Origin of the sequence: Desulforamulus reducens MI-1 (genome assembly GCF_000016165.1) — a bacterium.
GTDB lineage: Bacteria > Bacillota > Desulfotomaculia > Desulfotomaculales > Desulfotomaculaceae > Desulfotomaculum > Desulfotomaculum reducens.
In genome coordinates, this window is record NC_009253.1 from 699,583 (window position 1) to 726,545 (window position 26,963).

Annotated in this window: 24 protein-coding genes; 17 read left to right on the forward strand and 7 right to left on the reverse strand. The window is 42.8% G+C overall.

The window, feature by feature from the left end; genetic code table 11:
* Positions 1 to 3 precede the first annotated feature (3 nt).
* The 7 genes from DRED_RS03500 to DRED_RS03530 all read left to right on the forward strand — a co-directional run bounded on the left by DRED_RS03500 (position 4) and on the right by DRED_RS03530 (position 7,943).
* Complete coding sequence (locus tag DRED_RS03500; RefSeq protein ID WP_011877024.1) at positions 4 to 1,236, forward strand: D-alanyl-D-alanine carboxypeptidase family protein; 1,233 nt, start codon at positions 4 to 6, stop codon at positions 1,234 to 1,236.
* A gap of 67 nt (positions 1,237 to 1,303) precedes the next feature.
* Entirely contained in the window at positions 1,304 to 1,738 is a 435-nt protein-coding gene (locus DRED_RS03505; RefSeq protein ID WP_011877025.1) for a Fur family transcriptional regulator, read from the forward strand.
* A gap of 202 nt (positions 1,739 to 1,940) precedes the next feature.
* Positions 1,941 to 3,665, forward strand: coding sequence for a sensor domain-containing diguanylate cyclase (locus DRED_RS03510; protein WP_011877026.1), 1,725 nt, complete (start codon positions 1,941 to 1,943; stop codon positions 3,663 to 3,665).
* Between the two features lie 206 nt (positions 3,666 to 3,871).
* Complete coding sequence (gene cooS, locus DRED_RS03515; protein WP_011877027.1) at positions 3,872 to 5,995, forward strand: anaerobic carbon-monoxide dehydrogenase catalytic subunit; 2,124 nt, start codon at positions 3,872 to 3,874, stop codon at positions 5,993 to 5,995.
* A 433-nt stretch (positions 5,996 to 6,428) separates the two neighbouring features.
* On the forward strand, positions 6,429 to 6,920 hold the full coding sequence (locus DRED_RS03520) for an iron-sulfur cluster assembly scaffold protein (RefSeq protein WP_011877028.1): 492 nt from the start codon (positions 6,429 to 6,431) through the stop codon (positions 6,918 to 6,920).
* 26 nt (positions 6,921 to 6,946) lie between these two features.
* Complete coding sequence (locus tag DRED_RS03525) at positions 6,947 to 7,366, forward strand: MOSC domain-containing protein (protein ID WP_011877029.1); 420 nt, start codon at positions 6,947 to 6,949, stop codon at positions 7,364 to 7,366.
* A 286-nt stretch (positions 7,367 to 7,652) separates the two neighbouring features.
* Complete coding sequence (locus DRED_RS03530) at positions 7,653 to 7,943, forward strand: alanyl-tRNA editing protein (RefSeq protein WP_011877030.1); 291 nt, start codon at positions 7,653 to 7,655, stop codon at positions 7,941 to 7,943.
* Between the two features lie 221 nt (positions 7,944 to 8,164).
* Here DRED_RS03530 and DRED_RS03535 read toward each other — a convergent pair whose 3' ends face one another.
* From DRED_RS03535 to DRED_RS03565, 7 genes are all read right to left on the reverse strand, one after another.
* The gene (locus DRED_RS03535; RefSeq protein WP_011877031.1) at positions 8,165 to 8,518 is read right to left on the reverse strand and encodes a NifB/NifX family molybdenum-iron cluster-binding protein; all 354 of its coding nucleotides are present in this window, start codon (positions 8,516 to 8,518) and stop codon (positions 8,165 to 8,167) included.
* Between the two features lie 152 nt (positions 8,519 to 8,670).
* Complete coding sequence (locus tag DRED_RS03540; protein WP_011877032.1) at positions 8,671 to 9,531, reverse strand: ATP-binding protein; 861 nt, start codon at positions 9,529 to 9,531, stop codon at positions 8,671 to 8,673.
* The gene (locus DRED_RS03545; RefSeq protein ID WP_011877033.1) at positions 9,528 to 10,376 is read right to left on the reverse strand and encodes an ATP-binding protein; all 849 of its coding nucleotides are present in this window, start codon (positions 10,374 to 10,376) and stop codon (positions 9,528 to 9,530) included. Before DRED_RS03545 ends, DRED_RS03540 begins: the two co-directional genes overlap by 4 nt.
* A gap of 10 nt (positions 10,377 to 10,386) precedes the next feature.
* Positions 10,387 to 10,746 carry a NifB/NifX family molybdenum-iron cluster-binding protein gene (locus DRED_RS03550; protein WP_011877034.1) on the reverse strand — a complete coding sequence of 120 codons (360 nt, stop codon included), beginning with the start codon at positions 10,744 to 10,746 and terminating at the stop codon, positions 10,387 to 10,389.
* Between the two features lie 204 nt (positions 10,747 to 10,950).
* Positions 10,951 to 11,796, reverse strand: coding sequence for an Mrp/NBP35 family ATP-binding protein (locus DRED_RS03555; protein ID WP_011877035.1), 846 nt, complete (start codon positions 11,794 to 11,796; stop codon positions 10,951 to 10,953).
* Between the two features lie 547 nt (positions 11,797 to 12,343).
* A complete protein-coding gene (gene feoB / locus DRED_RS03560) occupies positions 12,344 to 14,329 on the reverse strand; it encodes a ferrous iron transport protein B (RefSeq protein WP_011877036.1) in 1,986 nt (661 codons plus the stop codon).
* A 36-nt stretch (positions 14,330 to 14,365) separates the two neighbouring features.
* Entirely contained in the window at positions 14,366 to 14,584 is a 219-nt protein-coding gene (locus DRED_RS03565; RefSeq protein WP_011877037.1) for a FeoA family protein, read from the reverse strand.
* A gap of 290 nt (positions 14,585 to 14,874) precedes the next feature.
* Here DRED_RS03565 and DRED_RS03570 point away from each other — a divergent pair, with 290 nt between their 5' ends.
* From DRED_RS03570 to mraY, 10 genes are all read left to right on the forward strand, one after another.
* Positions 14,875 to 16,458 (forward strand): sigma 54-interacting transcriptional regulator, encoded by a 1,584-nt coding sequence (locus DRED_RS03570; protein WP_011877038.1) that lies wholly within the window; start codon positions 14,875 to 14,877, stop codon positions 16,456 to 16,458.
* Positions 16,459 to 16,555: 97 nt separating this feature from the next.
* Positions 16,556 to 17,455: a patatin-like phospholipase family protein gene (locus DRED_RS03575; RefSeq protein ID WP_011877039.1), complete on the forward strand. Its 900-nt coding sequence runs from the start codon at positions 16,556 to 16,558 to the stop codon at positions 17,453 to 17,455.
* 66 nt (positions 17,456 to 17,521) lie between these two features.
* Positions 17,522 to 18,328 carry a histidinol-phosphatase gene (locus DRED_RS03580; RefSeq protein ID WP_011877040.1) on the forward strand — a complete coding sequence of 269 codons (807 nt, stop codon included), beginning with the start codon at positions 17,522 to 17,524 and terminating at the stop codon, positions 18,326 to 18,328.
* A 153-nt stretch (positions 18,329 to 18,481) separates the two neighbouring features.
* A complete protein-coding gene (gene mraZ / locus DRED_RS03585; protein ID WP_011877041.1) occupies positions 18,482 to 18,910 on the forward strand; it encodes a division/cell wall cluster transcriptional repressor MraZ in 429 nt (142 codons plus the stop codon).
* Positions 18,911 to 18,987: 77 nt separating this feature from the next.
* Positions 18,988 to 19,929: a 16S rRNA (cytosine(1402)-N(4))-methyltransferase RsmH gene (gene rsmH, locus DRED_RS03590; protein ID WP_011877042.1), complete on the forward strand. Its 942-nt coding sequence runs from the start codon at positions 18,988 to 18,990 to the stop codon at positions 19,927 to 19,929.
* A 37-nt stretch (positions 19,930 to 19,966) separates the two neighbouring features.
* Positions 19,967 to 20,494 carry a cell division protein FtsL gene (gene ftsL / locus DRED_RS03595; protein WP_011877043.1) on the forward strand — a complete coding sequence of 176 codons (528 nt, stop codon included), beginning with the start codon at positions 19,967 to 19,969 and terminating at the stop codon, positions 20,492 to 20,494.
* Between the two features lie 42 nt (positions 20,495 to 20,536).
* Positions 20,537 to 22,678, forward strand: a complete 2,142-nt coding sequence (locus DRED_RS03600; protein ID WP_011877044.1) for a stage V sporulation protein D — start codon at positions 20,537 to 20,539, stop codon at positions 22,676 to 22,678.
* 124 nt (positions 22,679 to 22,802) lie between these two features.
* Positions 22,803 to 24,263, forward strand: a complete 1,461-nt coding sequence (locus DRED_RS03605; protein WP_011877045.1) for a UDP-N-acetylmuramoyl-L-alanyl-D-glutamate--2,6-diaminopimelate ligase — start codon at positions 22,803 to 22,805, stop codon at positions 24,261 to 24,263.
* A gap of 245 nt (positions 24,264 to 24,508) precedes the next feature.
* Complete coding sequence (locus tag DRED_RS03610) at positions 24,509 to 25,882, forward strand: UDP-N-acetylmuramoyl-tripeptide--D-alanyl-D-alanine ligase (RefSeq protein WP_011877046.1); 1,374 nt, start codon at positions 24,509 to 24,511, stop codon at positions 25,880 to 25,882.
* A gap of 64 nt (positions 25,883 to 25,946) precedes the next feature.
* A complete protein-coding gene (mraY, locus tag DRED_RS03615; RefSeq protein WP_011877047.1) occupies positions 25,947 to 26,951 on the forward strand; it encodes a phospho-N-acetylmuramoyl-pentapeptide-transferase in 1,005 nt (334 codons plus the stop codon).
* The last annotated feature ends 12 nt before the right edge of the window (positions 26,952 to 26,963 follow it).

Consider the following 26,963-nt stretch of genomic DNA (forward strand, 5'->3'; position numbering starts at 1 on the left):
ATAATGTATAGTCGCTTAATCAACATTTTAATAGTGTTGCTACTCCTAACCGTTACTTCACAAGCCTGGGCAGGGCAACCCCAAATCACAGGGGAGACCGCCGTTCTGCTGGATGCTAAATCAGGTGCAGTTTTGTATGGCAAGGAGGAACACAAGAGAATGTATCCTGCCAGCACCACAAAGGTATTGACAGCCCTAGTGGCGCTGGAACACGCCCGGATGACAGATCGGGTGACTATTGGTCCTAACCCTAGCAAGGCCGGCGGAACCTCCATCTGGCTGCAAGAGGGAGAACAATTAGCCATGCAGGAACTTCTTTATGCTCTAATGTTAAACTCTGCCAATGATGCAGGAGTTGCCATTGCAGAACATGTGGCAGGTTCGGTAGGAAAATTCGCAGCCATGTCCAATGAAAGGGCTAGAGAACTAGGGGCTAATAACACTCATTTTGTGAACCCCCATGGGATGCCGAATAAAGATCATTATTCCACTGCCTATGATCTTGCCCTCATAGGCCAAGCGGCATTAAAAAATAAAGACCTTAGAAAAATATTGACAACCATTCACCATGAAATACCCAGGGCCGACCCGGAGGCTCAAAAATATTTATTTAATCATAACAAGCTTCTGTGGAGTAAGACCTATGGCTATAAAGGTGCAACGGGGCTGAAAACCGGTTATACCGTTGAAGCTGGGCAGTGTATTATTGCTTCTGCAGAGAGAAATGGCATGGAACTAATAGCAGTGGTGTTGCGTAGTGAAGGCTTTAATTTGTGGACCGATGCAGCTAAGTTACTGGATTATGGTTTTGCAAACTTTACCAATCGACAGTTGGTGCAGGGTGGCAAAATCATGGCAGATGTGCCAGTGAAGTATGGCAAAAGCCATGTAAAACTGCTAGCCCAAAATGACTTTTATTATACCTTTCCCAAAGAGGGAACTGTTGACCTTCATGTAATCACCGAGCCCGCAGAAGAAGCCAAAGCACCGGTTGACAAGGGCCAGGTTTTGGGGGCAGTGGTTATACAGAATGGTAAAGAGATTGTTGGAAAGGTTCCACTGGTTGCTCAGGAGACAGTTCAACGGGACTGGCAAGCCATAACTAAAACCTATTTTAAATGGATTCTACCACCGAGCTTGCTTTTACTGTGGATTCGCCGTAGGCTTTATTTAAAAAGAAAAAGGCAGCAAAGAATGGCTAGGCGCCAAAAGTATTATAATTACCCAATAGACTAAGTAATGCATTGACACCCCACCTAAAAAGCAATATACTGGTAAAAAGTAGCCGGGTGGTGTTTTTCTTTTGAAGAAGATTATAACCCAGGTTGGGGAAAAACTAAGGGCCAATGAATATAAGCTAACCCCCCAACGGCAGATCATATTAGAGGTTATGTTAGAAAACAAGGATAAACACCTCAGTGCAGAAGATGTTTATATTCTTGTTAAACGAAAAGCTCCGGATATAGGTTTGGCCACAGTTTATCGAACCCTGGAGTTATTCTTGGAGCATGAAATTGTTCATAGTGTCAATTTTGGGGATGGCCGTAAACGTTACGAATATGGCGATAGTACTGAAGGTCACCACCATCATCATGCCATTTGCCTGAGGTGCGGTAAAATACTGGAGATTAATGAAGACCTCCTTGAAGAATTGGAAAAGCAAGTTTCCAAAGATTATGGTTTTACGGTATTGGATCATGAATTAAAAATTTTTGGTCACTGCAGTGAATGTAAATAAAAGTTTAACAATAGAACAATAGCCAAAAGGATTGCCAGGAGGCAATCCTTTTGGCGTATCAGAAAGCTGATTTCCAATTCCTACTAGAAAACTAAGGTTACTTTCGAGGAATATAGTCTGTTAGAGTATGGAGCAATCAATTTTTCTGTGTAAAGGTATAAGTAAATGCTTCTACATTTGACTAAGTAAATTAGAGGTGTATATGAAAGTACTGCAATTTTTTATTTTTAATAGACGTATACAGACCTCATTGTTAATAGGCTTTATTGTATTTATTATTTTTCCTGCATTTTTAGTAGGGTTGTTCAGTTTTTCGCAAAGTAAAGCAGTTATAGAACGATCGGTCTTTAATACATTGGACTATCTGGCAGATGCCCAAGAGAAGTCTATTAACAACTGGATTATGAGCCGTAAAACATTTATTAAGGGCCTTGCCCAGAATAAATATATGCAGGTTATGGATAATCAAGAGAGTGCTAAAATTTTAAGAGATGCATTAAAAATGGATAATAATTTTCGCTCTCTGGTGCTAGTGGGGAAAGACGGTCGAATAAAAGTAGATCCGGAACTGCCAAACCAGACGATAAATACTTATGTAGGGGATCGAGAATACTTTCAACAGGCTATTTCCGGTACAACCTTTGTCAGTGAAGTTCTAGTAAGTCGAAACACTAAGCGGCCTGTTATGATGGTGGCTACTCCGGTTAAGCAAGGTGATGAAATAGTAGGCGTTTTATCTGGTATTGTTAACATTTCTGTGATTACAGAAATAACCCAGCATAATTCTCCTGGTGTACTTGGTGAATCATATTTAATTAATGATAAAGGATTAATGGTAAGCGAATCAAGATTTACTACATCAACGGAGCCGCTTAAATTGAAAGTACAAAACCACCCCGCCCTCACTTCTAGAGAAGGAGAGAAGGGGAAAGGGATTTATAAAAATTATCTTAACCGTACGGTTTTTGGCACTTATCGGTGGTTACCTGAGATGAGACTAAGTCTAGTTGTAGAGAAAGACTATGAGAGGGGTTTAATGGAATATGGCTTAGCAACTTACTTAAAAGTTTTGGGCGCTGCTTGCCTAATAATAGGGTTTTTCCTGGTTTTTGCTATAATCTATTCCAGAAGATTAACCAAGCCACTGGAAAGGCTGGCTGCGGAAGTAAATAACATTGCCAAGGGTAATTTTCTATCAATTATTGATCTTAAAGCCAATCGGGAGGTGCAGGAATTAAGCAGGGCTATTAATAACATGTCTGCTAATTTACTGGAAAAAACCACCCAATTAAATAACCTAATTAAGCAACTGGAACAAAATAGGGATGATTTGCATGAAGAAAAAAATAAGCTTGTTAAAATTTCAATTACCGATGAGCTAACAGACCTTTATAACCGACGATACCTGAACAAAGAATTACTGCGGGTTATTGACCTTTGCAGCACCTTAAATAAAAATATTTCACTTTTAATGTTGGACCTGGATCGTTTTAAAGCAGTCAATGATAACTATGGCCATGCTACAGGGGACACGGTACTAAAGGAATTTGCTGAAATACTCAGAAGGTGTAGCAGGGGAACCGATGTTGTTGGTCGGTTTGGCGGTGAGGAATTCGTGATTATTATTCCCTTTGTCAGTGCTGAGCGGGTAGCCCTTATTGCTGAAAGGATTCGGCAAGAAATAAGTAACTTTGTTTTTGATGAGGGAAACAGTAATCTTCATGTGACAGTTAGTATTGGGGTGGTTACGGTAAAATCCCTAGTGACAAGCACAACGGCTGAAGTGGCAGAAAAATTAATCAAAAAAGCTGATGAGAATCTATACCAAGCAAAAAATTCCGGAAGAAACAAAGTGGTTCACCGGGAGATCAAAATAGGGGAATTATTTGAATGTTGCCCTCCAGAGAAAAAAACGTCCGATTCCTGATAAAAGCAAGTTCCTTAAGATAAAGGAAAGATCTTTATTTTTGAAGTATTTATTTAGTATGTTAGAAAACCAGTAGTCTGTTTTAAAGCTGGAGGCCTTTTGTTTTAATCATCACGGCTTTATACTTTTAATCACCTATTTTAGAAATTATGCATAATTATCCCTCCTGAGGAAATACTTTCTTCAAATACCTAGGGAGGGATAGTATGTCAGACAAGAATAATGAAAATTACGATACGCTAATCCATAATAGTGATCCTACCCACCGGGCCGATACCAATGACCCCAGTGCCCATCAGGATCAAAACAAAACAGAGGTACCCTATGATTACCGCAAATTTGAACCCTCTCCCACGGGGGAAGAATTACACCGTTGGCAACGGGAACATATTAAAAAGGATGATCAATCCAAAGAGGGCTATCCCTTAAATGTTATTGTGGACCCTGCCATGCGAGAAATGTATCAAGTGGTGCATAATCAGGGTCTGACAAACGTTTTTGACCGTTTTTCGGAACAGCAACCCCAGTGTAATTTCTGTGCCCCGGGTCTCTCTTGCCAGCTTTGTGCCAATGGACCCTGCCGAATTACGAAGAAGGCCCAGCGGGGTGTTTGTGGTGTGGATGCCCATGTAATGGTGGCCCGGAACTTTACCTATCGTCACACTACCATAGGCACCTCCGCCAACTGTTATCATGCTTTACAGGCTGCCAGAACCCTGCGGGCAGCGGGCTCCAACCCGGAAAGTGGGCTAAAGATCAGGGAACCGGAAAAATTAAAAAAATATGCAGAGTTTTTGGGTATGGATAAAAATAAGCCCATTGAACAATTGGCTGTGGAGTTTGCGGATTTCTTTATCGAGGACCTTCACCGGCCCAACTTTATGGAATCCAAACTGGTGGAAGCCTTTGCGCCGCCCCGTCGTAAAGAACTCTGGCGTAAATTGGGCCTCTACCCCGGCGGCGCCTTCTCTGAAGTGGGTTTTGCCCAAACTAAGTGCATGACCAACCTGGGTGCAGATCCTGTGGACTTTTTATTAACCTGCGTACGCTTGGGGGTGGCCAATGAATTCCAGGGATTGTGGCCCCTGGACTTACTACAAGAAATTTTAATTGGCACCCAGGAGATTACGCAAAGGAAGCAAAATATGGGCTTGTTGGATCCCAATAAAGTAAATATTATTACCAATGGACACATGCCCTTGTTAGCCCATGTGGTCATTGATTTGGCCTCCACCGAAGAATGGCAGAGTAAAGCCAAAAAAGCAGGGGCCACTGGTTTACAAATCATGGGTCATGTTTGTGAGGGCCAGCAACTGATAAACTACTCCGGCACCCACGAAATGTCAGCCCTGGCCGGTCAAGAGGGAGAATGGCTGTCTGAAGAATATTTATTGGCCACAGGCTGTGTGGATCTGTTTATGTTTGACTACAACTGTACCGTTCCTACTCTTCCTTTGTATGCTGAGCGTTTTGGTACCAAATTGATGAGTGTGGACCCGGTTATCCGCTTCCCCGATACCGAGGCTCTGGATTTCAAACCTGAGCAAATGATAAAGCAAGCAGAGGAGTGTCTGGAACGGGCAATTGAATTTTTTAAGAAACGCAAGGAAGAAAACCGTAACGTTTATGTACCACCCCACGTCAGTGATTGCATGGTAGGTTTTTCCACTGAATCAGTTAAGCAAGCCCTTGGTGGCAGTTGGCAGCCTTTAATTGATCAAATTGCCAACGGAAACATCCGTGGTATTGCAACTTTGGTAGGTTGTACCACCGCCCGGTACGGTCAGGGCGGCAGCAATGCCTTTAAACTGGCAAAGGCCTTGATTGAGCGTGACGTCCTAGTACTGTCCGGTGGTTGTGTATCAGCCGTCTTTGAATATACTGGCCTGTGTAAGCCAGAAGCAGCCAATGAGGCAGGGGACGGTCTTAAGCAAGTTTGCCAAACCCTAGGGATACCGCCGGTATTGTCCTATGGTGCCTGTGTGGATGTTGGTAAGATGACCCACACCGCCATGGAACTGGCAGACGCTCTGGATGTGGATACCAATGCCCTTCCTCTGGTCATCGGTGCACCTGAGTATTTGGAGCAAAAGGCCGTGGCAGACGCCTGCACCGCAGTGGCAATGGGCTGGCTGGTCCACGTGGCACCGGTTCCATCGGTTACCGGCAGTGAAGTGGTAGTAAAGACCCTTACTGAAACCACTGAAACCTTGGGACTTGGTAAAATGATGATTGAGCTGGATGCCGAAAAGGCAGCGGATATTTACATTGAGCACATAGAGAAGAAACGAGCTGGATTGGGCTTATCCGCTAACCTGCCGAACCCATAGGAAAAAACTTAGAGGCTGGATCAATTGATCTAGCCTCTTCTTATTTGTTGAAAAAGTAGGACGAGCAATTACATTATCTAGAGCCAGCGAAGATAATGTGATTGCTGATAAAAGTTTTCGAAAGTTTAATTTAATCTGGCTTGTTTTTAGCATATCGAATAGTATAAAATTTGCAGATATGCATAAGGGCAACTAAGACTTAGGTCGTAGCCTAAAGGTTTGGTGTAAGCCAAATTTACTTTATGAGTGAAGTATTGGGATTTGTTTAAAAACTTTTAGACAGTAACTTCTTTGTAGTCGCTGGCAGTTTATTCAAAAAAAAGATTGAATCTGTAGAATAGAATGATATACTAGGATTATGAACATATGTTATAAACATTATAAAAGTAGTACAAAACCAAAAAGCAGCTATATCCTTAAAGGGGGAGTTTCCATGAACGAGAACGAAGAACAATTTACTGCTGCCGCACTTGCATATAGTGAGAAAACCCTTGATCACTTCAGGAATCCACGAAATGTTGGTGTGGTTGAGAATTATAATGGGCGAGGAAAAATTGGTGAAGCAGATTGTGGAGATGTTTGTGAAATTACCATTCTCGTTGAAGAAGAGCAAATAAATGATATTAAATTCAGAGTTTATGGATGTGTAGGCGCTGTGGCAACTTCCAGTGCAGTTACAGAACTAGCCAAGGGAAAACACTGTGAGGAAGCCCTAAAGCTGACAGATGACGATGTGGTGGAATTCTTAGATGGCCTACCTGATCAGAAAAAGCATTGTTCTCTGCTAGGGATAAGGGCCTTAAAACAGGCGATCTATGATTATTGGTTGTATAAACAACTATTGGAGAATGGACAGGTTACCAACCGTATTGAACATGAGCAGATAAGGGAAGATTTATTTCAACAGTTTGCTAATGAATTTTAACAGAACAAGAGATTGGAAGTGAAGGTATGGGAGAGGTACTTGCGATTAATGTCAGTGCAGTTAGGGGAATTGAAAAAAACAGTATAAATGAAGTAATGGTGGTGGAAGGCTGGGGTTTAGAAGGGGATGCCCACGGCGGAGACTGGAGCAAACAGGTAAGCATTTTTCCGGTGGAAGCAATGGAGAAGGTTCCACTCCATAAAAAACAAGAGGTCCTGTCCGGGGGTTATACCGAGAATTTTACCATAGCGGGGATTAACCCCGATCAAATAAAGGTGGGGACCAAGGTGAAATTGGGTGAGGCTATCATCGAAATCTTTCATGTAGGGAAAGAAATATTTAAAGAATCGGGACGCCCCTACATTGTTAGCCGTGAGGGACGTTTTGGTAAAGTTATTAAGGGTGGTTTAGTAAAAGTAGGAGATAAAATTATTGTGGAAGCTTAAAAGGACAGTGGTGGGCACCTAAAGCAAATCCCTTACACCTGATATAAAATCCTGAAGTATTAAGGGTATTTTTATATCAGGTTCTAAATGATCAATATTGCTTGATCATTTACCATAAGTATAAACTAAATATTCTAAAAAAAGAGAAAAATTAAGCTTTTATTATTGACATATGCTCATTATAAGGATAACATTGAAAGTAAGTTAGCTTACTGCAAAACCTCCTATAATGAAGAACTATAAGATTGCCTGATACTGGTTTAGAGCAGGAGAGGAGGAGACAACTTTGAAGGAGCATTACCAGGTTGATCCCTACCTTTTACAAATCCGTACCAGGGTGAAGGGGTTTATTGAAGGGCAGGGAAAAATTGGTCTTATATTTGAAGAGACCATCTTTAGCCCGACAACGGACGGTAATCCCTCAGACCGTGGAACCCTTGTTTGCGAAACTCTTCGCGCAACATATGAAGTTTTACTTGTAGAGCAAAGACCAGAAGGTATCGTACACTGGATTGCAGGCACCCCAAAGCCTACCATAGGGGCCAGTGTCTTAATGACATTGGATAGAGACAGGTGAAAAGATATCAAGTTATTTGATTAATAGACATGTGTGTAACTCTTTCTCATAAGAAAGGGTTATTATTTTTGTTTTAAAATATAAGCTTTTATAGTAGGTTATTTTCAAGAACTTCTAAAAAATAAAGGTGGAAAAGATTTTTTTCCACCTTTAATAATGATTATCAGGCATATATCAGAGGTGAACCTTTAAGGCCTGAATCATCCCTGGTTAACGATATTCTAGTGGTGATGGTTTCCACCACAACTGCATTGTGTTGGTCGGGTCACCAGAGTCCCTGTTGCATAGGCTTCAGCAACAGCTTCCAGTGAACCGGAGGCCCCGTTTACCACCTTAATCCCTATTTGTTGCAGGGCTTGAATCATGTGTCCGCCAATACCTCCACAAATAATGGTATCAATGTTTTCAGCTTTTAACATGTAGGCTATGCCGCCATGGTTATGCTGCAACCCATCATTTGATAGAATTTTTGTTTCTTTCACCTTTTTATTTTCTAAATCAACAATGGCAAATTCTTGTGTTGTTCCGAAATGTTGATTAACTTGACCGTTCTTTGCCGGCATGGCGATCTTCATTCTTTACTCCTCCTTTAGTAGAATAGTTACTGTTATCATGCACGGGTAGTAATTTACCCCCGCAGCTGCATATACGTGGAATTTCATCTTTATGATAGATGCGCAGATATTCAACAGTTTTTCCACATTGACTGCAACGAAACCTTACCATGCTAAACTCCTAATAGTCCGGTAACTTGTTGCCAAAGTTTCGTAATTGCAGATGCACCCTCGTTTTGACCTAGGAGAGTGACCGGAGTCCCCTGCAATAAGGATTGAGAAAGGGTTTGGTTATACGGGATTTTCCCTATTACCGGTACATCTAGCTTGCTGGCAGCGGCTTCAATGGAGAAGCAATTCTCAGTATCCAAATCATATTTATTAATACAAACAGCTGCTTGACAGCCAAAGGTAGCAGCTACTTGGATAATTCTTTCCATATCATGTAACCCTGAACGGGTAGGTTCTGTAACAATCAAAGCCATATCAGTGCCCGCCAAGGAAGATATCACAGGACAACCAATGCCTGGTGGACCATCACTGATAATGAGAGGTATATCCCTTTCGGTGGCAATTTCTCTGGCCCTTTTACGCACTGCACTAACTAATAATCCTGAGTTTCCCTCGGCAATGCCTAGCTTTGCATGTACCATTGGGCCCCACTGGGTTTCTGATACATACCAATGACCAGACTGATGATCATTGAGTGTGATTGCTCCAGACGGACAGATTCCATAGCAGAGTCCGCAACCTTCACAGGCGTAGGGATTAACCTGCCGCTCTTTAATGGCAGAAAACCTGCATAATTCCTCACAACTGCCGCATTTAGAGCATAACTCTAAGTTAATATTTGCCTTAACGCCACCTATAAAGGAGTGCGTTTCCTGTACATCTGGTTTTAATAGTAAATGTAGATTGGCAGCATCCACATCACAGTCACAGATAACAGCTTTGTTAGATAGTGTGGCAAAGGAGCCAAGGATGCTGGTTTTACCGGTACCACCTTTACCGCTAATGACAGTTAACTCTTTCATTTGGTCACCTCCTGGGTAACCTGTTGATATAGGTCAATGAACTTTTCTGTCCAGACAGGGCTACTTTTAACAAGGGGGATACCCTTGGCATAGGCCCGGGCTATCTCGGTATCGAGGGGGATTCGTAGGAGTATAGGGAGTCCCTTTTCCTGACAGTAATCATCGATTAAATGGTTGCCCGGTACATCCCGGTTGATAATGACACCGCAGGGGACATTAAGAACCTTTAGCATTTCCACGGCCAGAGATAGATCATTTAACCCAAAGGGAGTGGGTTCTGTTACCAATATACAGTAATCTGTTTCCTCGACTGCAGCCATCACTGGGCAAGAACTGCCAGGTGGTCCATCAATAATTGTAACAGTGTCCGTATCTATGGCACCTCGAACCGCCTTGATGACCGGAGGGCTGGCATGCACGCCTAGGTTTAATCGTCCAGTAATTAATTTTAATTTGCCAGACTGGCTTATTTGGACGGTCCCCACCTCTCTGGGACTCGGTTCTAGGGCTCCCGTCGGACAGAAGTGCCAACAAGCACTACAGCTATGACAGACGTCTGGAAATATCAGTATGGTGTCCTTTAGTAGGGTAATGGCATTAAAACGACAAATCTCTGTACACTTCCCACAATGCTGGCATAGGTCTTCGTTAATTTTGGGAATAGGTAAGCTGACCGTAGTTTCATTGATGGGTTCTTGATCCAGAAAAAGGTGCACATTTGGTTCTTCCACATCGCAATCCAAAAGTTGAACCGATGGGTTATTCTTAATGAGCGATAGGGCCAAACTGGTGGCAACCAAAGTTTTACCGGTGCCGCCTTTACCACTGGCAACAGAGATCTTCATTCAATCACCCCTAACGACCGTGAGGGCCAACGTTGGGTGCATTGGCTTTGCTCAGAAGGTCTTTTTGATAGTCTTTAATTACATCCTGTGCCGTACCCTTGGCACCCGTAAAAACCTCGATGCCAGCAGCTTCCAGGGCAGTATAAGCATTAGGACCTATATTGCCGGTAATCACCACTTGCACCTTTTGGTTACTTAATAAACTGGCAGTAGCAATTCCTGCTGCTCCCTGAGAAAAACGCCCTGTATTGTCAATGGAAGAGTATTTGTCGGTATCGGTATCATAAAGAACAAAGTACTCACACCTTCCCAAACGGGGATTTACTTCACTGTCTTGGTTTTTCCCAAAGGCAGAGACGGCTATTAGCATAGTACTCAACTCCTTATACTTTTTCCCAGAGGAGAGCCTTGTGCCTATCGATGCGGATAGGCACAAGGTCAACAAAGGTTAACCAGATTTCATTTACCTTTAGTCTTTGTATCACTCGGGGTAGATGCAAGCTAAGGCTTTTGTAAACTATTCAGATAAGTTACTTTATCTAATAGTCCTTAGCGCACCATAATATCTAAACCACTAACTCACTTGTCTTTTAACCTTTACTAGGTTTGGAATATCTTCAAAGGCATTAGTTTTAACCTCTTCTACCATACCTGTATCACACAGCTTGGTAAATTCAGTGTCAATGGGGAGAACTTCCAGAACAGGTAATCCATCTAAGGTATCTCCTTTTTGCAAGGCCTTACCAAAGAGTTCAAATTTTTCTCCGCATTTGGGACAGGTGATATAGGCCATATTTTGAACAAATCCCAGCAGAGAGGCTTCCATGATGCCAGCCATTCGAACAGCTTTTTTAACAACCATTACCGCTAAATCCTGCGGTGATGTTACCATGACAATCCCATCAACGGGAATTTGTTGTATCACCGTAAGGGGAACATCCCCGGTGCCAGGGGGCATATCCACCAGGAGATAGTCCAGTTCCCCCCAATTTACATCGGTCCAGAATTGTTTTACGGCACTGGCGATAATTGGTCCACGCCAGATTACAGGTTCATCTTCCCGTTCCAACAATAGATTTAAGGACATAATGCGAATACCGCCTTTACTTACAGCAGGTTGCAAAAGACCCTGAGCATTAGCGGGAACTCTCTTCACACCAAACATTTTGGGAATGCTAGGACCGGTAATATCTGCATCCAGGATGCCAACCTGATAGCCCATCCTACGCAGGTTTACAGCCATTAGTGCCGTTACCGAAGATTTACCCACGCCGCCTTTACCGCTCATAACAGCAATTACACGGCTAATTTTGCTTTGGCCACCAGGATAAAGTTTGGGTGGAGGACTACACTTTTCTCCACTGCAAGAACCTTCGTTCATTTCACCACAGCTTGAACAGTTGTTACTTTGGTCGCTCATGATTTTTCCTCCTCATAGTTAAGAAAGTTTTATGTACCAGCAGGCATTGTTAGAGACCCAAGGAATTTCACCTTTAGATCCATAGCTAGCCTAAAAAAATTATTGACATCCGTTCAAAACCATATTATAGCTATTATGAACTGATGTCAATAAATAAAATACAAAAAAGTTAAAAAGAAGTTTAAAAAACACCCAGAATCTTATCGATAATTGTATAAAAAGCACAAGATTACTTAATGAAGAAGGGCTAGCTAAATTAAATCAGCAAAAAATATAAAGAAAAGTATGATAATTATACTACTTTTAAATCTTAATATTAAGCAAGTAGGAAGGAGGGAGATTCCTTAATATAACTCAAAGCCCTTGCCGTCTTGGCAAGGGCCTGTTTCTGTTACTTATGGCTGTTGCATGTTGAGCAGTTTCCAGAACAACCACCGGGGATGGGTTCACGGCAACGGGGGCAGACAAGTGTTAATAAATCAACAGGGCATCCACAGCGGGGGCAGGTTTTGCCCTGAGTGCATGTGTTTTTGGATTTTTCCTTTATTTAAACCACGCCCTTTGAAGTAGAATTACTTTGTATGTTTTGCTTTTTAAACAATCTTACGCCCACAATCACCAGGGCTGTTAGAGCGATAACCACTGCCATCACGGTAAATACTTGTGCCGGTGTAGCAACTCCCAGTAGAGCGGAAAGTTGAGCAACAATACCACCAATTAAGAAGGCAATTACCCAGGTACTTACCCACATAAGGAGTGCCTCCTTCTTGTTGCGTTCCTTAAACATTACTAAAATGGAAGCAATGCAAGGAACAAAGAGGGTAATGGTAATTAAGGATATCACTGTTTGAATGGATGTCAACGGCATACCTGCCAAGCCCGCGGCACCAAAATCTCGACGTACAATACCCATAATGAAGGCTGTGGCAGCTTCCTTGGGTAACCCTAGCCAATTTACCGTCAAAGGAGCTAGGATGTTTTGCAAGGCAACCAGAATACCAGTAACCTGAAAGGTACTAATTATTAAAGCACCAAGAGCAAAGAGGGGGAAAGCTTCCTTTAAGAACTGATAAGATTTAATTCCAGTCTTGGTCATTACATTATGAATACGTGGCACACGTAGCGGTGGTAGATCGATTAAGAGGTCAGAAGACTGACCGGATAATAGCGAATTCATTAAAGTACCCACAACCACTAGAACTGCAAAGATAACTAAAGAATACAGAAGTACAAACTCAGGGCCCACAGAGGCTAACATTCCAGCAATGACTCCCAATTGAGCAGAGCATGGGATCGCTAACCCCAATAGAAAAATAGCAATGCGGCGCTCCCGCTCGGAACCTAACAGACGAGTGGTAATAGTAGCCATGGTAACACAGCCCAGGCCAAGAATTAATGGAATAACAGCCCGGCCATTTAAACCAATGCTGGTGAGAAGTCTATCCACCAGGGTAGCTAGGCGGGGAAGGTAACCGGAATCTTCAAACAAGGACAGGAAAAAGTAAAATCCTATAACCAAGGGCATTAATAACCCCAGCACATAGGTAAAAGTCATTGTAAGGAGGCCAAATTCGCCAATAAGGATCGTTCCCAAAGTGGACTGTTCACTGATAAAGTTACCAACAAAGGAACGTACAGCAGGTTCGAAGTGTCCGATCATAAGGGTTTCCTCTGTAAACCCTACAACTGTACCGGCCACAAAGACCCCAATTATCTGATACATGGTATAGAGTGCTAAAAATAGAATGGGAATTCCGGTTAAAGGTTTGATCATCATACGGCTTAAGATATTACTGAAAGCGGTTTTTTTACTGATATCCTTGACCACATGAGTAACAATTTGGTTAACACGCTGTCTTCGCTGCAGGTAAATATCCTCCCTTTTATTTAGGGGTTCAAGACCATGACGTTCGGCAACTGTAGCATCGCCTTCCATAATCAACAGGGCTTCACCACGGGAACCTACCCGGTTAACCAGTTTATCCATTTCTTTTTGGAGTTCTGTATCTGACTGCCCTGAACGTGCCTGCCCAATGTTTTCCTTTATTTCCTTCATGCCTTGTTTTTTAATGGCCACGGTAGGAATAACAGGTACACCTAGCAATTGGCTTAATAATTGGTTGTTTATTGTCATACCCTGTTTTTCAGCTTCATCTACCATATTCAGGGCAATGATTACAGGAACGCCAGTATCTATAATTTGTTGGGTAAGGAATAAATCCCGTTCTAGGTAAACCGCGTTTACAACGTTAATAACCACATCGGCTGTTAAAATAACATCCCGGGCCACCCTTTCTTCGTCATTAAAAGAAGAAATTCCATAAACCCCCGGGGTATCAATTACGACATCCCCTTGAAGAAGACCGTGGGATATCTCCAGGGTAGTACCGGGGTAATTGGATACATCCACATACATACCAGTTAAGTAATTAAAAAATACTGATTTACCAGCATTTGGGTTGCCTGCCAAAACAATGCGCCGAGCTCCTTCGGGAATATCAATTTGAATACTGCAACCATGGCAGTGAGACATGCTGCTGTCACTCCTTCAATTCTCTTAAATAAAGCACTAATTTAGACTAATATCAATTAATCTAGCCAGTTGACGGCCAAGGGCAATTTGTTGACGGTTTTTACGAATCACAATGGGACCCGCTGGAACAACCTCTTCACAGCTAAGCCACTCTCCTTCGGCAATGCCAAAGCGAATTGCTTGGGATCGGACGTTTTCATTATGGATGTTGTTAATTTTAAAAAATTGACCTTTTTTTACACGATCAAGAGTCATAATACCACTCCTTGTCTGAATATAAGAATCATTATCACTCAAAGGACAAAATAAAAATGTGTTATAGTTAAGCTAGTTATAAAATAACACATTGTTGAAAATGATTATCATTTCTAAAGTAAGTATATTCCTCGATTGTTGGGATGTCAATCCCCTTTAGGCAAGATTTTGAATATCATTTTCAATAGAGAGAAAGAAAAATATTTAGAATGTTCGAATATATTAAAGAAGGGAGGAAGCACAAATGTGTAGAAATATATTGCTACAGTATATAAGTAAAGGATGTTAGAATGGAAAATCTGCGCCTTCGCTTAGATTTTAATGATCGAGTAGGCATTGTCTATGATGTAGCCAAGCTTGTCTCACCAAAAAATATTAACATTATATCCTTACAAGTTTTACCCAATACCATGTACCTGGAACTTAATTATCTGTCAGATCAGGAGACAGAAGTATTAAAAAGAGAATTTCAAAATATCCCTGGGGTAAAGCAGGTGGAACCTGTTGAGGTTATACCCCAGGAAGAAAGGGAACGGCAACTCAAGGCAGTACTTGATTCTGTTAGTGATGGTATTATTGCAGTGGATCGCAAGGGAAAAATCACTTTTTTTAATCCTACCTGCGAAAAAATACTTTTTGTTTCGGCCGAACATGCCGTGGGACGTGATGTGGCAGAGGTAATTTCAACGGACATCCCCATGATTAACAGCCTAAAAACCGGGGAGGGGTATGATAACAAAGAGATTATGATTACCACCCCCAGGGGACGCCATCATTACTTAACCACTGGCAGGCCAATTAAAGATCAAACTGGCAAGGTAATCGGTATGGTGGCAGCCCTCAAGGATATGCATCAGGTGCGGGATTTGGTTTACTCAGTAACAAAGCCTTCTATGTTTACCTTTGAAGACATAGTTTATGGAAGTGAGGCAATGGAAAGAGTGGTGGCAATAGCCAAAAGAGTTGCTCACAGTGAGTCCACAGTGGTCATTAGAGGGGAAAGCGGAACAGGCAAAGAATTATTTGCCCGTGCTATTCATATGGAAAGCATGCGTAGTAACAAGCCCTTTGTTCCTTTAAACTGTGCTGCATTGCCGGACACTCTGCTGGAAAGCGAGCTTTTTGGTTATGCAGATGGGGCGTTTACAGGAGCTAAGAAAGGCGGTAAACAGGGGCTTTTCGAATTTGCCCATGAAGGTACGTTGTTTCTGGATGAAATAGGGGAACTTTCACCGCACCTGCAGGCAAAGCTACTTCGAGTTTTACAGGATGGAAAAGTAAGAAGAATTGGTGACCGACAGGAAACACCTGTGAATGTTCGAGTTATTGCAGCCACCAATCGAAATCTGGAAGAGATGATGGCCCGGGGGGATTTTCGAGAGGATCTATATTACCGGCTAAATGTTTTTCCCATCAGAGTTCCAGCTCTGCGTGAGCGACCCGAGGATATTCCCTTTTTGGTTCATCATTTTCTTAAAAAATTTACACAACACCCAGATAAAAAGATATCTGGGATTTCCACAGGGGCCCTGCGTATTTTAACCAGAAACCGGTGGACAGGGAATGTGCGGGAATTACAAAATGTCCTTGAAAGGGCCATAAACCTGGTGGAGAATGGCGATATCAAAGAGGAACATATCATATTAGACGAAGAGCGGATAATTGAAGGTAGCGGCTGTGTTTTGGATAAAATGATGCAGGGCACCAGCTTAAAAGAAGCTGCTGCCAGGGCTGAACTGGACGCATTACAAATTGCCCTTAATACCTATGGTACAGCACGTAAGACTGCAAAGGCTTTAGGAGTGTCCCATACAACGGTGTTAAATAAAATTCGTCGTTTTGGTTTAAAATATCCAATTGAAAGAAAACAATAAAAACAACGCCACAAAGGGTGTTGTTTTTTTGCATTATTATTATAATCACCACCAATATCTTTTTTTCATAAAATATAGCCAAATAGGTGGTGATAGAATGTCTAAGAAGATAGGCCTGGCATTAGGTGGGGGCTTTGTACGGGGTGCTGCCCACGTGGGAGTATTAAAGGTTTTGGAGGAAAACAATATTAAGCCTCATATGGTGGCAGGAACCAGTGCAGGAAGTATGATTGCTTCTTTATATGCATCGGGCTGGTCTGTCTCTGAATTAGAGAATATGGTATGTGCTTTAAAACCAGGTGTATTTATTGATGAGATAGCGGCAGTGGAGAATTTTTTTATCATGACCCTTAAACTTTTCATCGATGCTTTAAGGCTGCCCTGTCCCTTTCGATCTCCCCTGGGACTTATGAAGGGAGTAAAATTAACACGTTTTATAAGATCAATGCTAGGTAAAAAAAATTTTGAAGGATCACCCCTTCAACTGGCTATTACCTCCGTTGATATAGCCAGTGGCAAAAAGGTTATCTTTGTTAGCAGGCAGGATCGCATGAAATTAACTGCCAAGGAAGATCAAGTATTTATCAGTGGGGTACCGGTTTGGGAAGCCGTTAGAGCCAGTACTGCAGTACCAGGGATTTATGAACCGAAGAAGATTCATGAATATCTCCTAGTTGACGGTGGCTTGCGGGAAAATGTACCTGCTTTGGTGCTTAAAAGGTTGGGGGCTGATGTTGTGATTGCTGTGGACCTGGGGAATGACGGCCATGAGCATACAGTTCCTCGTAATATTTTGGAAATGATGGAACAAACCTTGGATATTATTCGTGCAGATGCCCTGGAGTATGTGCTGGATGGTAATGCAGATGTCCGTATCCGACCCTTATTAAAGGGCATTGGGGCATGGGATTTTTATAAAATACCCCATATTATTTCCCAAGGAGAGAAAGCTGCCCGTGAATTATTGCCAGAGATAATAAGGATATGTAAGCTTTAATATATTAAAAACCATACTTGTTGTATAATAAGATGAATTTTAGTTACTTGGGGAGAGTGTTTAACAGTGATAGTGGACTATCATATACATACTGCACGTTGTGGACATGCTGTGGGTACCGTAATTGAATATGTGGCGGAGGCAAAGAAGAATAAATTGGCGGAAATTGGTTTTTCGGAACATTTGCCCCTGTATTGGATACCCCAAGAAAAAAGGGAACCTGATTTTGCTATGTCTGATGAGGAACTTCCTATTTATATTTCCGAAGTTATACAGGCAAAGAAAGATCATCCTGATTTGTCTATAAAATTGGGAATCGAGGCAGATTATATCCCGGGCTATGAACAAGAATTAAAAAAAATACTTGCCTCCATGCCCCTGGATTATGTATTGGGTTCCGTACATTTTCTTGGTGACTGGGCCTTTGATGATCCCGACAAGATAGATCAGTACCAAAGGCATGATATCAATGAACTTTACCAAAGGTATTTTTTGCAGGTTCAGCAGGCAGCAGCTTCCGGTTTGTTTGATATAATTTCCCACCCTGATTTAATTAAAAAATTTGGCTTTAAGCCAACTACTTCCAACACAGAGCTATACCGAAAAACTATTCAGGTAATCAAAGCCAATGATCTTTGTGTGGATGTTAATGCTGCGGGTTGGCGATATCCCTGTGCTGAATTGTATCCTTCGCCGGAGTTTTTGAAGCTTTGCTATAATTATGGAGTTCCGGTAACCCTTGGCTCGGACGCCCATAAACCAGAACAAGTGGGTGAAGGATTAGAACGAGCAGTGGCTATATTGAAAGAAATTGGTTACCGTCAGGTGGCGACTTTCCGTGCAAGGAAACGTATAATGGTAGAACTGGGTTAAATCAAATCCTAAATTATGGATTTGATTTATTTTTTTGGAAAAAAACTAAAATAAGCTGTGGAAGAAGAAGGGATTTTTATCGCTGTAGCGAATAAAAGTGGTGTAAAGTGGTACCAAGTGGAGGGAAATACCCAGAGAGTGGAGTAAGATATCATGTTCATGGGGGAATTCCAACACAATATCGACTCGAAAGGTCGACTTATAGTCCCTGCCCGCTTCCGTGAAGGTCTGGGTGACCGGTTTATTGTCACCAAGGGTTTAGACAACTGTCTTTTTGTTTATCCTCAGCACGAATGGGCTGAGGTGGAACAAAAACTTAAGTCGCTGCCCTTTACCAGGGCAGATGCCCGGGCCTTTGTACGTTTTTTCTTTTCCGGAGCTACTGAATGTGAAGTAGATAAACAGGGGCGGATTTTACTTCCCAACAACCTAAGGGAATATGCAAAACTAGATAAGGAAACAGTGGTTGTAGGGGTTTCGACCCGGGTAGAGATATGGTCCAAAGAGGAATGGGATCGCTACAATGCTCAGGCGGAAGCTTCCTTTGAACAATTGGCAGAGAACATTGTTGACCTGCTTTAAAATAAAAAATTTTATAACCAAACAAAAACGTGGTTACACTATTTTGAAACGAAATCAAACGAGGGTTTAAGATAAATATGGAATTTAAGCATGTATCGGTATTGTTGCACGAATCAATAGATGGATTAAAGATTAAGCCCGGGGGTATTTACGTAGATTGCACCCTTGGTGGGGCTGGACATAGTTTAGAAATATTACGGCGACTTGGACCGGAAGGAAAACTGGTAGGGATCGATCAAGACCCGGCAGCCATTGCCAATGCTGCTGAAAAACTTCAGGAATTCCCCGGTCAGTTTCATGCCGTTCAAAGAAATTTTTTCCAAATTAAACAAATATTAAGAGAAATGGCCATTTCAGAAGTGGATGGTATTTTGTTTGACCTGGGAGTTTCTTCTTATCAGTTGGATACACCGGAACGTGGCTTTAGCTACATGCATGATGCAGAGTTGGATATGCGGATGGGACCGGATCAGACCATAAGTGCCAAAGAGCTTGTTAATGATATTTCTGAGGAAGAACTGGCAACCATTATCCGTAGATATGGCGAAGATCGTTGGGCAAAGCGGATCGCCTCGTTTATTGTAAAAGAGAGAAAAAAGCGGGCCATTCATACAACCGGGGAACTGGTGGATATTATTAAGGCTGCCGTTCCTGTGGGAGCACGTAGAGAGGGGCCGCATCCGGCCAAAAGAACCTTTCAAGCACTACGAATTGCTGTTAATAATGAATTAGAAATTCTGGAACAAACCATGAAGGATGCTGTAACGGCTTTAAAATCCGGTGGAAGAATTAGTGTCATTACTTTTCATTCGCTAGAAGATCGTATTATTAAGGACACCTTTAAGGAATTGGCAAATCCCTGTACCTGCCCACCGGCATTTCCTGTCTGTGCCTGCGGCAAGCAACCACAAATCAAAATTGTGACAGGTAAACCCATTCAACCCAGTAAAGAGGAGTTAGAACACAATCCTCGTGCACGCAGTGCCAAGTTAAGAATTGCTGAGAAGCTAAATATTTAATAAATCAAGTTCTAGATTGGATGGAAGGTGCATAAGCTTGAGTGTAGCACAGGAAAAATTTAGTTACGCAGTGTCAGAGGAAAAGCTTTACGAGAAAAGAAAAACCAGAAGAGAACTTTCTAAACGTGCTTTGCGTAGAGGAAAAGTCCTTGTTACCTGCTGTATTTTGGCAATGTTTGCTACGGGAGTTGCCATAGCCTATTACTATTCTCAGGTTTCTACTTTGGGATATCAAATCAGTCAATTACAAAAAGATCTGTCAAAATTGCAGGCAGAACAAGAGTATCTGGAATCACAAGCTAACCAATTAATGTCTTTACAACGAATTGAGGCCATTGCCACAACGAAGCTTGGAATGGTGAAACCTAATTCTGACGAAGTGGTTCTGGTTGCCGCCTTACCTAAGGAACTAAAACAAAAAGCAAAAGAAGAAACCAATCTAGAGAAACCCCAATTATCACAGGAAAGCACCGCCAGTGAAAAGGACAATCTCGAAAAGACAGTAGCAGCTAAAAGTCCAGTCATTGAGGCCTTTGTTGACTTAGTTAAGGGTTGGGAAAAGTAACTGGGGAGGCGATGATCCTTCGGCCTGCGGGGAGGAATCAGGGTGAAAACAACAAACATACTTATCCGAAGAAGAATTACCTGTCTTTTTCTAATGGCTGCATTTTTTTTATCTTTAATTGTTTTTCGCCTAGTCTGGATACAGTTTGTCCGGGGAGATGAATTGCGTCAAGAAGGTATCATTAACCGGATGAGAGATGTACCGGTGGAGGCTAAACGAGGCAGTATATTGGACCAGAATGGAAACGAGCTGGTTACCAGTATTAGTGCCGATTCTATCTATGTAATTCCCAATCATATTAAGAAACCAGACGAAGTGGCTTCTCAAATAGCTCCTCTACTGGGGATGGATATTGAAAAGGTAAGGAAAATAATTTCCCAAAAATCTCGCTTTGAGTGGATTAAGCGGAAAGTAGACTTTGAAACTTCTCAGAAATTAAAGGATCTTAAAATAGAAGGAATCGGTTTTGCTGAAGAGAGTCGGCGCTATTATAAGCAGGAAACCCTAGCACCCCATATTTTAGGTTTCACTGGAACAGATAATCAGGGGTTAATGGGTATGGAAGCAGCCTATGAAGAGGAATTAAAGGGAATACCCGGTAGAATTGTTATAGAACATGATGCTGCAGGACGGGAAATTCCCCAGGCACTGCACCAATATATTCCGCCAACCCAAGGAAATAATCTGGTATTAACACTGGATCAGACCATTCAACACTTTGTAGAGAGGGAACTTGATAAGATTGTAGCCAGTTATAGTCCTAAAATGGCTGTTATTATTGTCATGGATCCCAAAACCGGTGATATTCTTGCGTTGGGCAACCGACCTACCTTTAATCCCAATAAATGGCGTGAAGTTCCCCAGAGTGTGTGGGACCGCAACCCAGCAATATGGTATAACTATGAACCCGGTTCAACCTTTAAAATCATTACGGCATCTTCAGCCTTAGAGGAGAATGCTGTAAAGACCAGCGATCGGTTTTATGATCCGGGTTTCTACCAGGTGGCAGATAGAAAGATACGCTGCTGGAAAGTAGGCGGACATGGCAGTCAGAGTTTTGAAGAAGTGGTACAGAACTCCTGCAACCCTGGTTTTATTCAAGTGGGACTTGATTTGGGTAAAGAAAAGTTCTATAAATATATTCGGGCCTATGGTTTTGGACAGCCTACAGGCATTGGGTTACCTGGTGAGGCAAGGGGAATTATGATTGGGGAAAAGGATGCCACCAATTTAAATATTGCAACCATGTCCATTGGCCAGTCCATTGCAGTAACACCGATTCAATTAATAACGGCAATTAGTGCAGTGGCTAATGGTGGGAAATTAATGAAGCCGCACTTGGTAAAAAGAATTGAGGATCCAAAGGGCAAAGTTATTAAAGAGGTTGTCCCCCAAGAAGTAAGGCAAGTAGTTTCGGCAGAAACTGCAAAGGTTACCAGCCAACTGTTGGAAAATGTAGTTTTGAAAGGTAGTGGTAAAAACGCCTTTGTGGACGGCTACCGTGCTGCAGGAAAAACCGGTACTGCCCAAGTGGTTTCAGATCGAGGCGGGTATGCCAGTGGTAAATACGTTGCATCATTTGCTGGTTTTGCACCGGTTAACGATCCCAAAATAGCAGTTCTAGTTATGGTTGCAGAGCCCCAAGGCGGGATGTACTATGGTAGTCAGGTAGCTGCACCAGTTTTTGCACCTTTGGCCAAGGATATTCTGCGTTACATGGGGGTTCCCGAGCAAAAGGATCTGCAAAAGCCAAAGACCAATCCATGGGAAGTGGAAGAAGAGAAAATTGAAGTGGCAGTACCCAACGTGGTCAACTTACCTTTGAATGAAGCCCAGAAACTTCTAAGGGAGGCGAGACTGGCCTTTCAGACCAAGGGACAGGGCAAAGTGGTCTATGGTCAGATACCGGAAAGCGGTGCATTGGTATTATCAGGTACGACCGTAATTCTTGATCTCTTGGGATCCAATGGAGGTAAAGAAAAAATAGGGGAACAGGTTTCAGTACCAAACTTAAAGGGCATGACTATACGGGAAGCCGGGAACTTGCTGGAAAGCCTGGGTTTGAAACTAGATCCAAGTGGAACAGGTTTGGCCCATACCCAGAGTCCTGCCAGCGGTGCTAAGTTACCCCGGGGTAGTACCGTGAAGGTCGAGTTCAAGCCACCAACGGAACATAAACCATAAAAGGCCTAGGGAACCCTGGCCTCCTGTACAGGGGGCCAGGGTTTTTAAGGCGTGATTCAGGCATAAATGATTTTTAATTGGAAAGAATAGGAAGTATATGCAAAAATGGTAAGGGGGGCTCAAATTGTTATTAAAAGAGTTGTTGCAAGCAATTCCTGTAATTACTATTATTGGAAATCCCGAAATTGATATAGAAGGTATCTGTTATGATTCTCGCCAGGCTGCGAAGGGCATGATTTTTGTGGCGGTCAAGGGGTATCAAACAGACGGTCATAAATATATAGAAAATGCTGTTGCAGCTGGCGTTACTGCGGTTGTCTATGAAACTGAAATTGTATTGCCAACTGGAGTGACTGGCGTACAGGTGTCCGATAGCCGTAAGGCTCTCGCCTTGATGGCTGACCAATTTTACGGGCACCCCTCAAAAAAACTGTCAATGGTAGGTGTTACTGGTACCAACGGTAAAACCACTACAACTCATTTAATTGCTGCTATTTGGAGAAAAGCAAGGGTAAAGCCAGGAGTTATTGGCACCATTCATAATTTAATCGGAGAAAAAGCTTTAGCCGTTAGCAACACCACTCCCGAATCCTTGGATCTGCAAAAAATTCTTGCACAAATGTTGGATGAAGGGGTAAAGGGTGTGGCAATGGAGGTTTCTTCCCATGCGCTGGCTTTAAATAGGGTTGCAGGCGTGAATTATGATGTGGCAGTGTTTACAAATATTACCCAAGATCACCTAGATTTTCACAACACAATGGAAGAATACTTGGCTGCTAAAGCAAAGCTTTTTACCACGGATATACAATATGCCATTATCAATGCAGACGACCCGGCTGCCGAAGAGTTAAAGAAAATAAGCCGCGGGAAAGTCTATACTTACGGTATTGACCAAGCTGCAGATATCCGGGCTAAAGATATCCAGGTAACTGCCAGGGGAGTTAGTTTTATGGCCAGTGGTCCCTGGGGAAACCATCAACTTAATTTAAAATTAACTGGTCGTTTTAATGTCTATAATGCTCTGGCTGCCTATACCACGGGAATGGCTTTGGGTTTTGGCAGTGATACTGTTGTATCTGCTTTAGAAGATGTTCCAGGGGTGGCTGGTCGCTTTGAACTGCTGGATAAGGGACAAAATTTTGCTGTGGTGGTGGACTATGCCCATACGCCGGATGGATTAGAAAATATATTAACAACTGCCAGACAGATCACCAAAGGTAGGCTGATCACTGTTTTTGGCTGTGGCGGAGACCGGGATCGAACAAAACGTCCCATTATGGGCGAAATTGCTGCTCGTTACAGTGATGTTCCAGTAGTAACCTCTGACAACCCTCGTACCGAGGAACCCCAGAAAATTATCCAAGATGTTGTAGAAGGGGTGAACCGGGTAATTGCTCCGGAAGATTATCTGGTATTAGTGGACCGTCGTGAAGCAATTAATAAGGCCATTGAATTGGCCCAGGAGGGTGATGTGGTGGTAATAGCCGGTAAAGGGCATGAGGACTATCAGATTATTGGTACCACAAAATACTCCTTTGACGACCGCAAGGAGGCCGCCAAGGCTTTGGCAAGAAAAGGATACTAGGAGATATAGGGTATTGATAAAAGTTCATATAGGATAAGAATTTAAGTTAACACCAGCAAAACAACTTATCGGAGCAGAACCCTTAGCAAAAACAAGAGAGAAATTGGCCGATGTGTCTAGAATTGATGCTCCAGCCAAAACCAAAACACGGACCCAATTTTTCTTGCTATAACATCACATTGTCTGTTGTGAAGAAAGGTAGCAATAATTTCACCCCTCCCAATTTAAAAAACGGAGGTATCTTGATGCTGACATATACAATAGAAGAAATAGCCCAGGTTATTGGTGGAACTCTGCTTCAGGGTGATCCGGTAACTAAAATTAAGGGAATACATACCGACAGCCGAAGGGCAAAACCCAGAGAACTATTTGTGGCACTGCAAGGTCAACAGGCAGATGGCCATGATTTTGCGCGAAAGGCCATCGAACAGGGGGCTAGTGCCTTGCTGGTTTCTCGCGAAATAACCGGGATAGCTCCACAAATCCCAGTTGTGTTAGTAAAAAATACTCTCCAGGCCCTACAACAGTTGGCCAGCCATAACCGTTCCAGACTTAATATACCAGTGGTGGCCGTGACTGGAAGTAACGGCAAAACATCCACCAAAGATATGATTGCAGCGGTATTGAATACCCGTTTTAAAACCCTTAAAACTGAAGGTAATTTCAATAATGAACTGGGCCTTCCCCTAACGTTGTTGGGACTTGGAGAAGAACACCAGGTTGCGGTGGTAGAAATGGGTATGAGAGGGCCGGGGGAAATTGATTTTCTTGCAGGGCTGGCAAAGCCTACCGGTGCGGTTATTACGAATATTGGAGAGGCCCATCTGGAACGATTGGGGTCGGTGGAGAATATTGCCCTGGCAAAGACTGAGGTGCTGGCTCATATTGGAAGAGACGGCTTTGCAATTTTGAATGCCGACAGTCCATACCTAGGGGAATTAGCCCGGAATTGTCAGGGGAAAGTTTGGCTTTACTCCCTAGAAGGTATCGGAGACCTGCAAGCTTCCAATATCCGACCCGAGGGCACTGGTGTTCGTTTTAATATCTCTTCTCCTGGTGGAAAAGAAGAAATTTACTTACCAGTACCCGGCAGTCACAATGTTATGAACAGCCTGGCGGCCATCGGTGTGGGTTTGCAATTGGGACTGCAGTTAGAGGAGATTGCCCAGGGATTAGCTCAGCTATGTCTTACCCATTCAAGATTGCAAATATTGTCAAGCAACGGTCGAGTCATTATTAATGATACCTATAATGCGAACCCTTCATCAACCAAGGCAGCTCTAAAAGTACTAAAGGAGACTGCGAGGAGCCGTAAAATAGCTGTTTTGGGAAATATGTATGAGTTAGGGGACCTAGAACAATCTGGTCACCAGGAAGTGGGCGAGGCAGCTGCCGCAATCCCGGTGGATTATTTAATTTCAGTGGGAAATCTGGCACAATGGATCACCCAGGGTGGTCTTAAGGGTGGTTTATCACAGGAAAGAGTGTTTCAATGCCAGGAAAATTCTGAAGCAGTTGAAGTACTGGGGAAAATTTTAAAACCAGGCGATACCATTCTGGTCAAGGGGTCCCGAGGCATGCATATGGAATATATTGTAAGAGAAATAATGAAAGACTAACAGAAAGGGAAAGGGAAAGGGATGGAATTACTATCCCCTTACCAAACCTAAGGGAGGGAGCAGAATGGATTATACAGTGGTCTGGTTGGCCGCCGGTATCAGTTTCTTGGTTACTCTGGTGCTGGGACCGGTAACAATACCCCTTCTTCAACGATTAAAATTCGGTCAAACCATTCGCGCAGAGGGTCCAGCGGCCCACATGGCTAAAACAGGTACTCCGACCATGGGCGGCATTATGTTTTTAATTGGTATTGCGGTTGCTGGAGCCGTGTTATTAGTAAGTAATATTCCGGGCCGAGCTGAAGGGTTGGTGGTTTTAGCTGTTACCCTGGGCTACGGTCTTATCGGTTTTCTGGATGATTTTATTAAAGTGGTGTTAAAGCGGAATCTAGGACTTAAAGCCCGAGAAAAAATACTGGGGCAGCTAGTTTTTGCCACAGTTCTGGCGGTTGTGGCCGTATTTAAACTGGGCCGAGGCACTGATTACATTATTCCCTTTTCATCAGGTATTAGCTTTGATCTGGGTTGGTGGCCCTTCTTTTTCCTTACACTGTTCGTACTGTTGGGTACCAGCAACGGTGTAAACCTAACAGACGGGTTAGATGGTTTGGCCTCAGGCGCTACGGTATTCACTGCCACTGCCTTTGCAATTCTGGCATTGGTTACCGGTAAAATTGGTCTAGCCATCGTATTAGCTGCTGTAGTGGGCGGTTGTCTGGGATTTTTGTTTTATAACAGGCATCCGGCCAAAGTATTTATGGGGGATACCGGTTCGCTAGCTCTGGGGGGCGCTCTAGGCGCTGGGGCGGTTGTCACACGCAACGAATTACTACTGGTGGTGATCGGGGGACTCTATGTATTAGAAACCCTTTCGGTCATAATACAGGTGATATCCTTTAAAACCACTGGTAGACGTGTTTTTCGCATGAGTCCACTACACCACCATTTTGAGCTTTCCGGTTGGTCCGAGCGTAAGGTTGTACGAAATTTTTGGTTATTAAGCTTTCTATTTTCCCTGGTGGGATTGTTGGGTGCACAGGATTTTTGGTTATGGCTTTCCAATCGATAGCACCAAGAAATT

Bases quoted from the DNA above. Each gene is read 5' to 3' on its own strand.
- DRED_RS03535 (WP_011877031.1), bottom strand. From the start codon at position 8,518: ATGAAGATCGCCATGCCGGCAAAGAACGGTCAAGTTAATCAACATTTC.
- DRED_RS03555 (WP_011877035.1), bottom strand. From the start codon at position 11,796: ATGAGCGACCAAAGTAACAACTGTTCAAGCTGTGGTGAAATGAACGAA.
- mraY (WP_011877047.1), top strand. From the start codon at position 25,947: ATGGATTATACAGTGGTCTGGTTGGCCGCCGGTATCAGTTTCTTGGTT.
- DRED_RS03520 (WP_011877028.1), top strand. From the start codon at position 6,429: ATGAACGAGAACGAAGAACAATTTACTGCTGCCGCACTTGCATATAGT.
- rsmH (WP_011877042.1), top strand. From the start codon at position 18,988: ATGGAATTTAAGCATGTATCGGTATTGTTGCACGAATCAATAGATGGA.
- DRED_RS03540 (WP_011877032.1), bottom strand. From the start codon at position 9,531: ATGAAAGAGTTAACTGTCATTAGCGGTAAAGGTGGTACCGGTAAAACC.
- DRED_RS03545 (WP_011877033.1), bottom strand. From the start codon at position 10,376: ATGAAGATCTCTGTTGCCAGTGGTAAAGGCGGCACCGGTAAAACTTTG.
- DRED_RS03570 (WP_011877038.1), top strand. From the start codon at position 14,875: ATGGAAAATCTGCGCCTTCGCTTAGATTTTAATGATCGAGTAGGCATT.
- mraZ (WP_011877041.1), top strand. From the start codon at position 18,482: ATGTTCATGGGGGAATTCCAACACAATATCGACTCGAAAGGTCGACTT.
- feoB (WP_011877036.1), bottom strand. From the start codon at position 14,329: ATGTCTCACTGCCATGGTTGCAGTATTCAAATTGATATTCCCGAAGGA.
- DRED_RS03610 (WP_011877046.1), top strand. From the start codon at position 24,509: ATGCTGACATATACAATAGAAGAAATAGCCCAGGTTATTGGTGGAACT.
- DRED_RS03565 (WP_011877037.1), bottom strand. From the start codon at position 14,584: ATGACTCTTGATCGTGTAAAAAAAGGTCAATTTTTTAAAATTAACAAC.
- DRED_RS03575 (WP_011877039.1), top strand. From the start codon at position 16,556: ATGTCTAAGAAGATAGGCCTGGCATTAGGTGGGGGCTTTGTACGGGGT.
- cooS (WP_011877027.1), top strand. From the start codon at position 3,872: ATGTCAGACAAGAATAATGAAAATTACGATACGCTAATCCATAATAGT.
- DRED_RS03510 (WP_011877026.1), top strand. From the start codon at position 1,941: ATGAAAGTACTGCAATTTTTTATTTTTAATAGACGTATACAGACCTCA.
- DRED_RS03500 (WP_011877024.1), top strand. From the start codon at position 4: ATGTATAGTCGCTTAATCAACATTTTAATAGTGTTGCTACTCCTAACC.
- DRED_RS03550 (WP_011877034.1), bottom strand. From the start codon at position 10,746: ATGCTAATAGCCGTCTCTGCCTTTGGGAAAAACCAAGACAGTGAAGTA.
- DRED_RS03525 (WP_011877029.1), top strand. From the start codon at position 6,947: ATGGGAGAGGTACTTGCGATTAATGTCAGTGCAGTTAGGGGAATTGAA.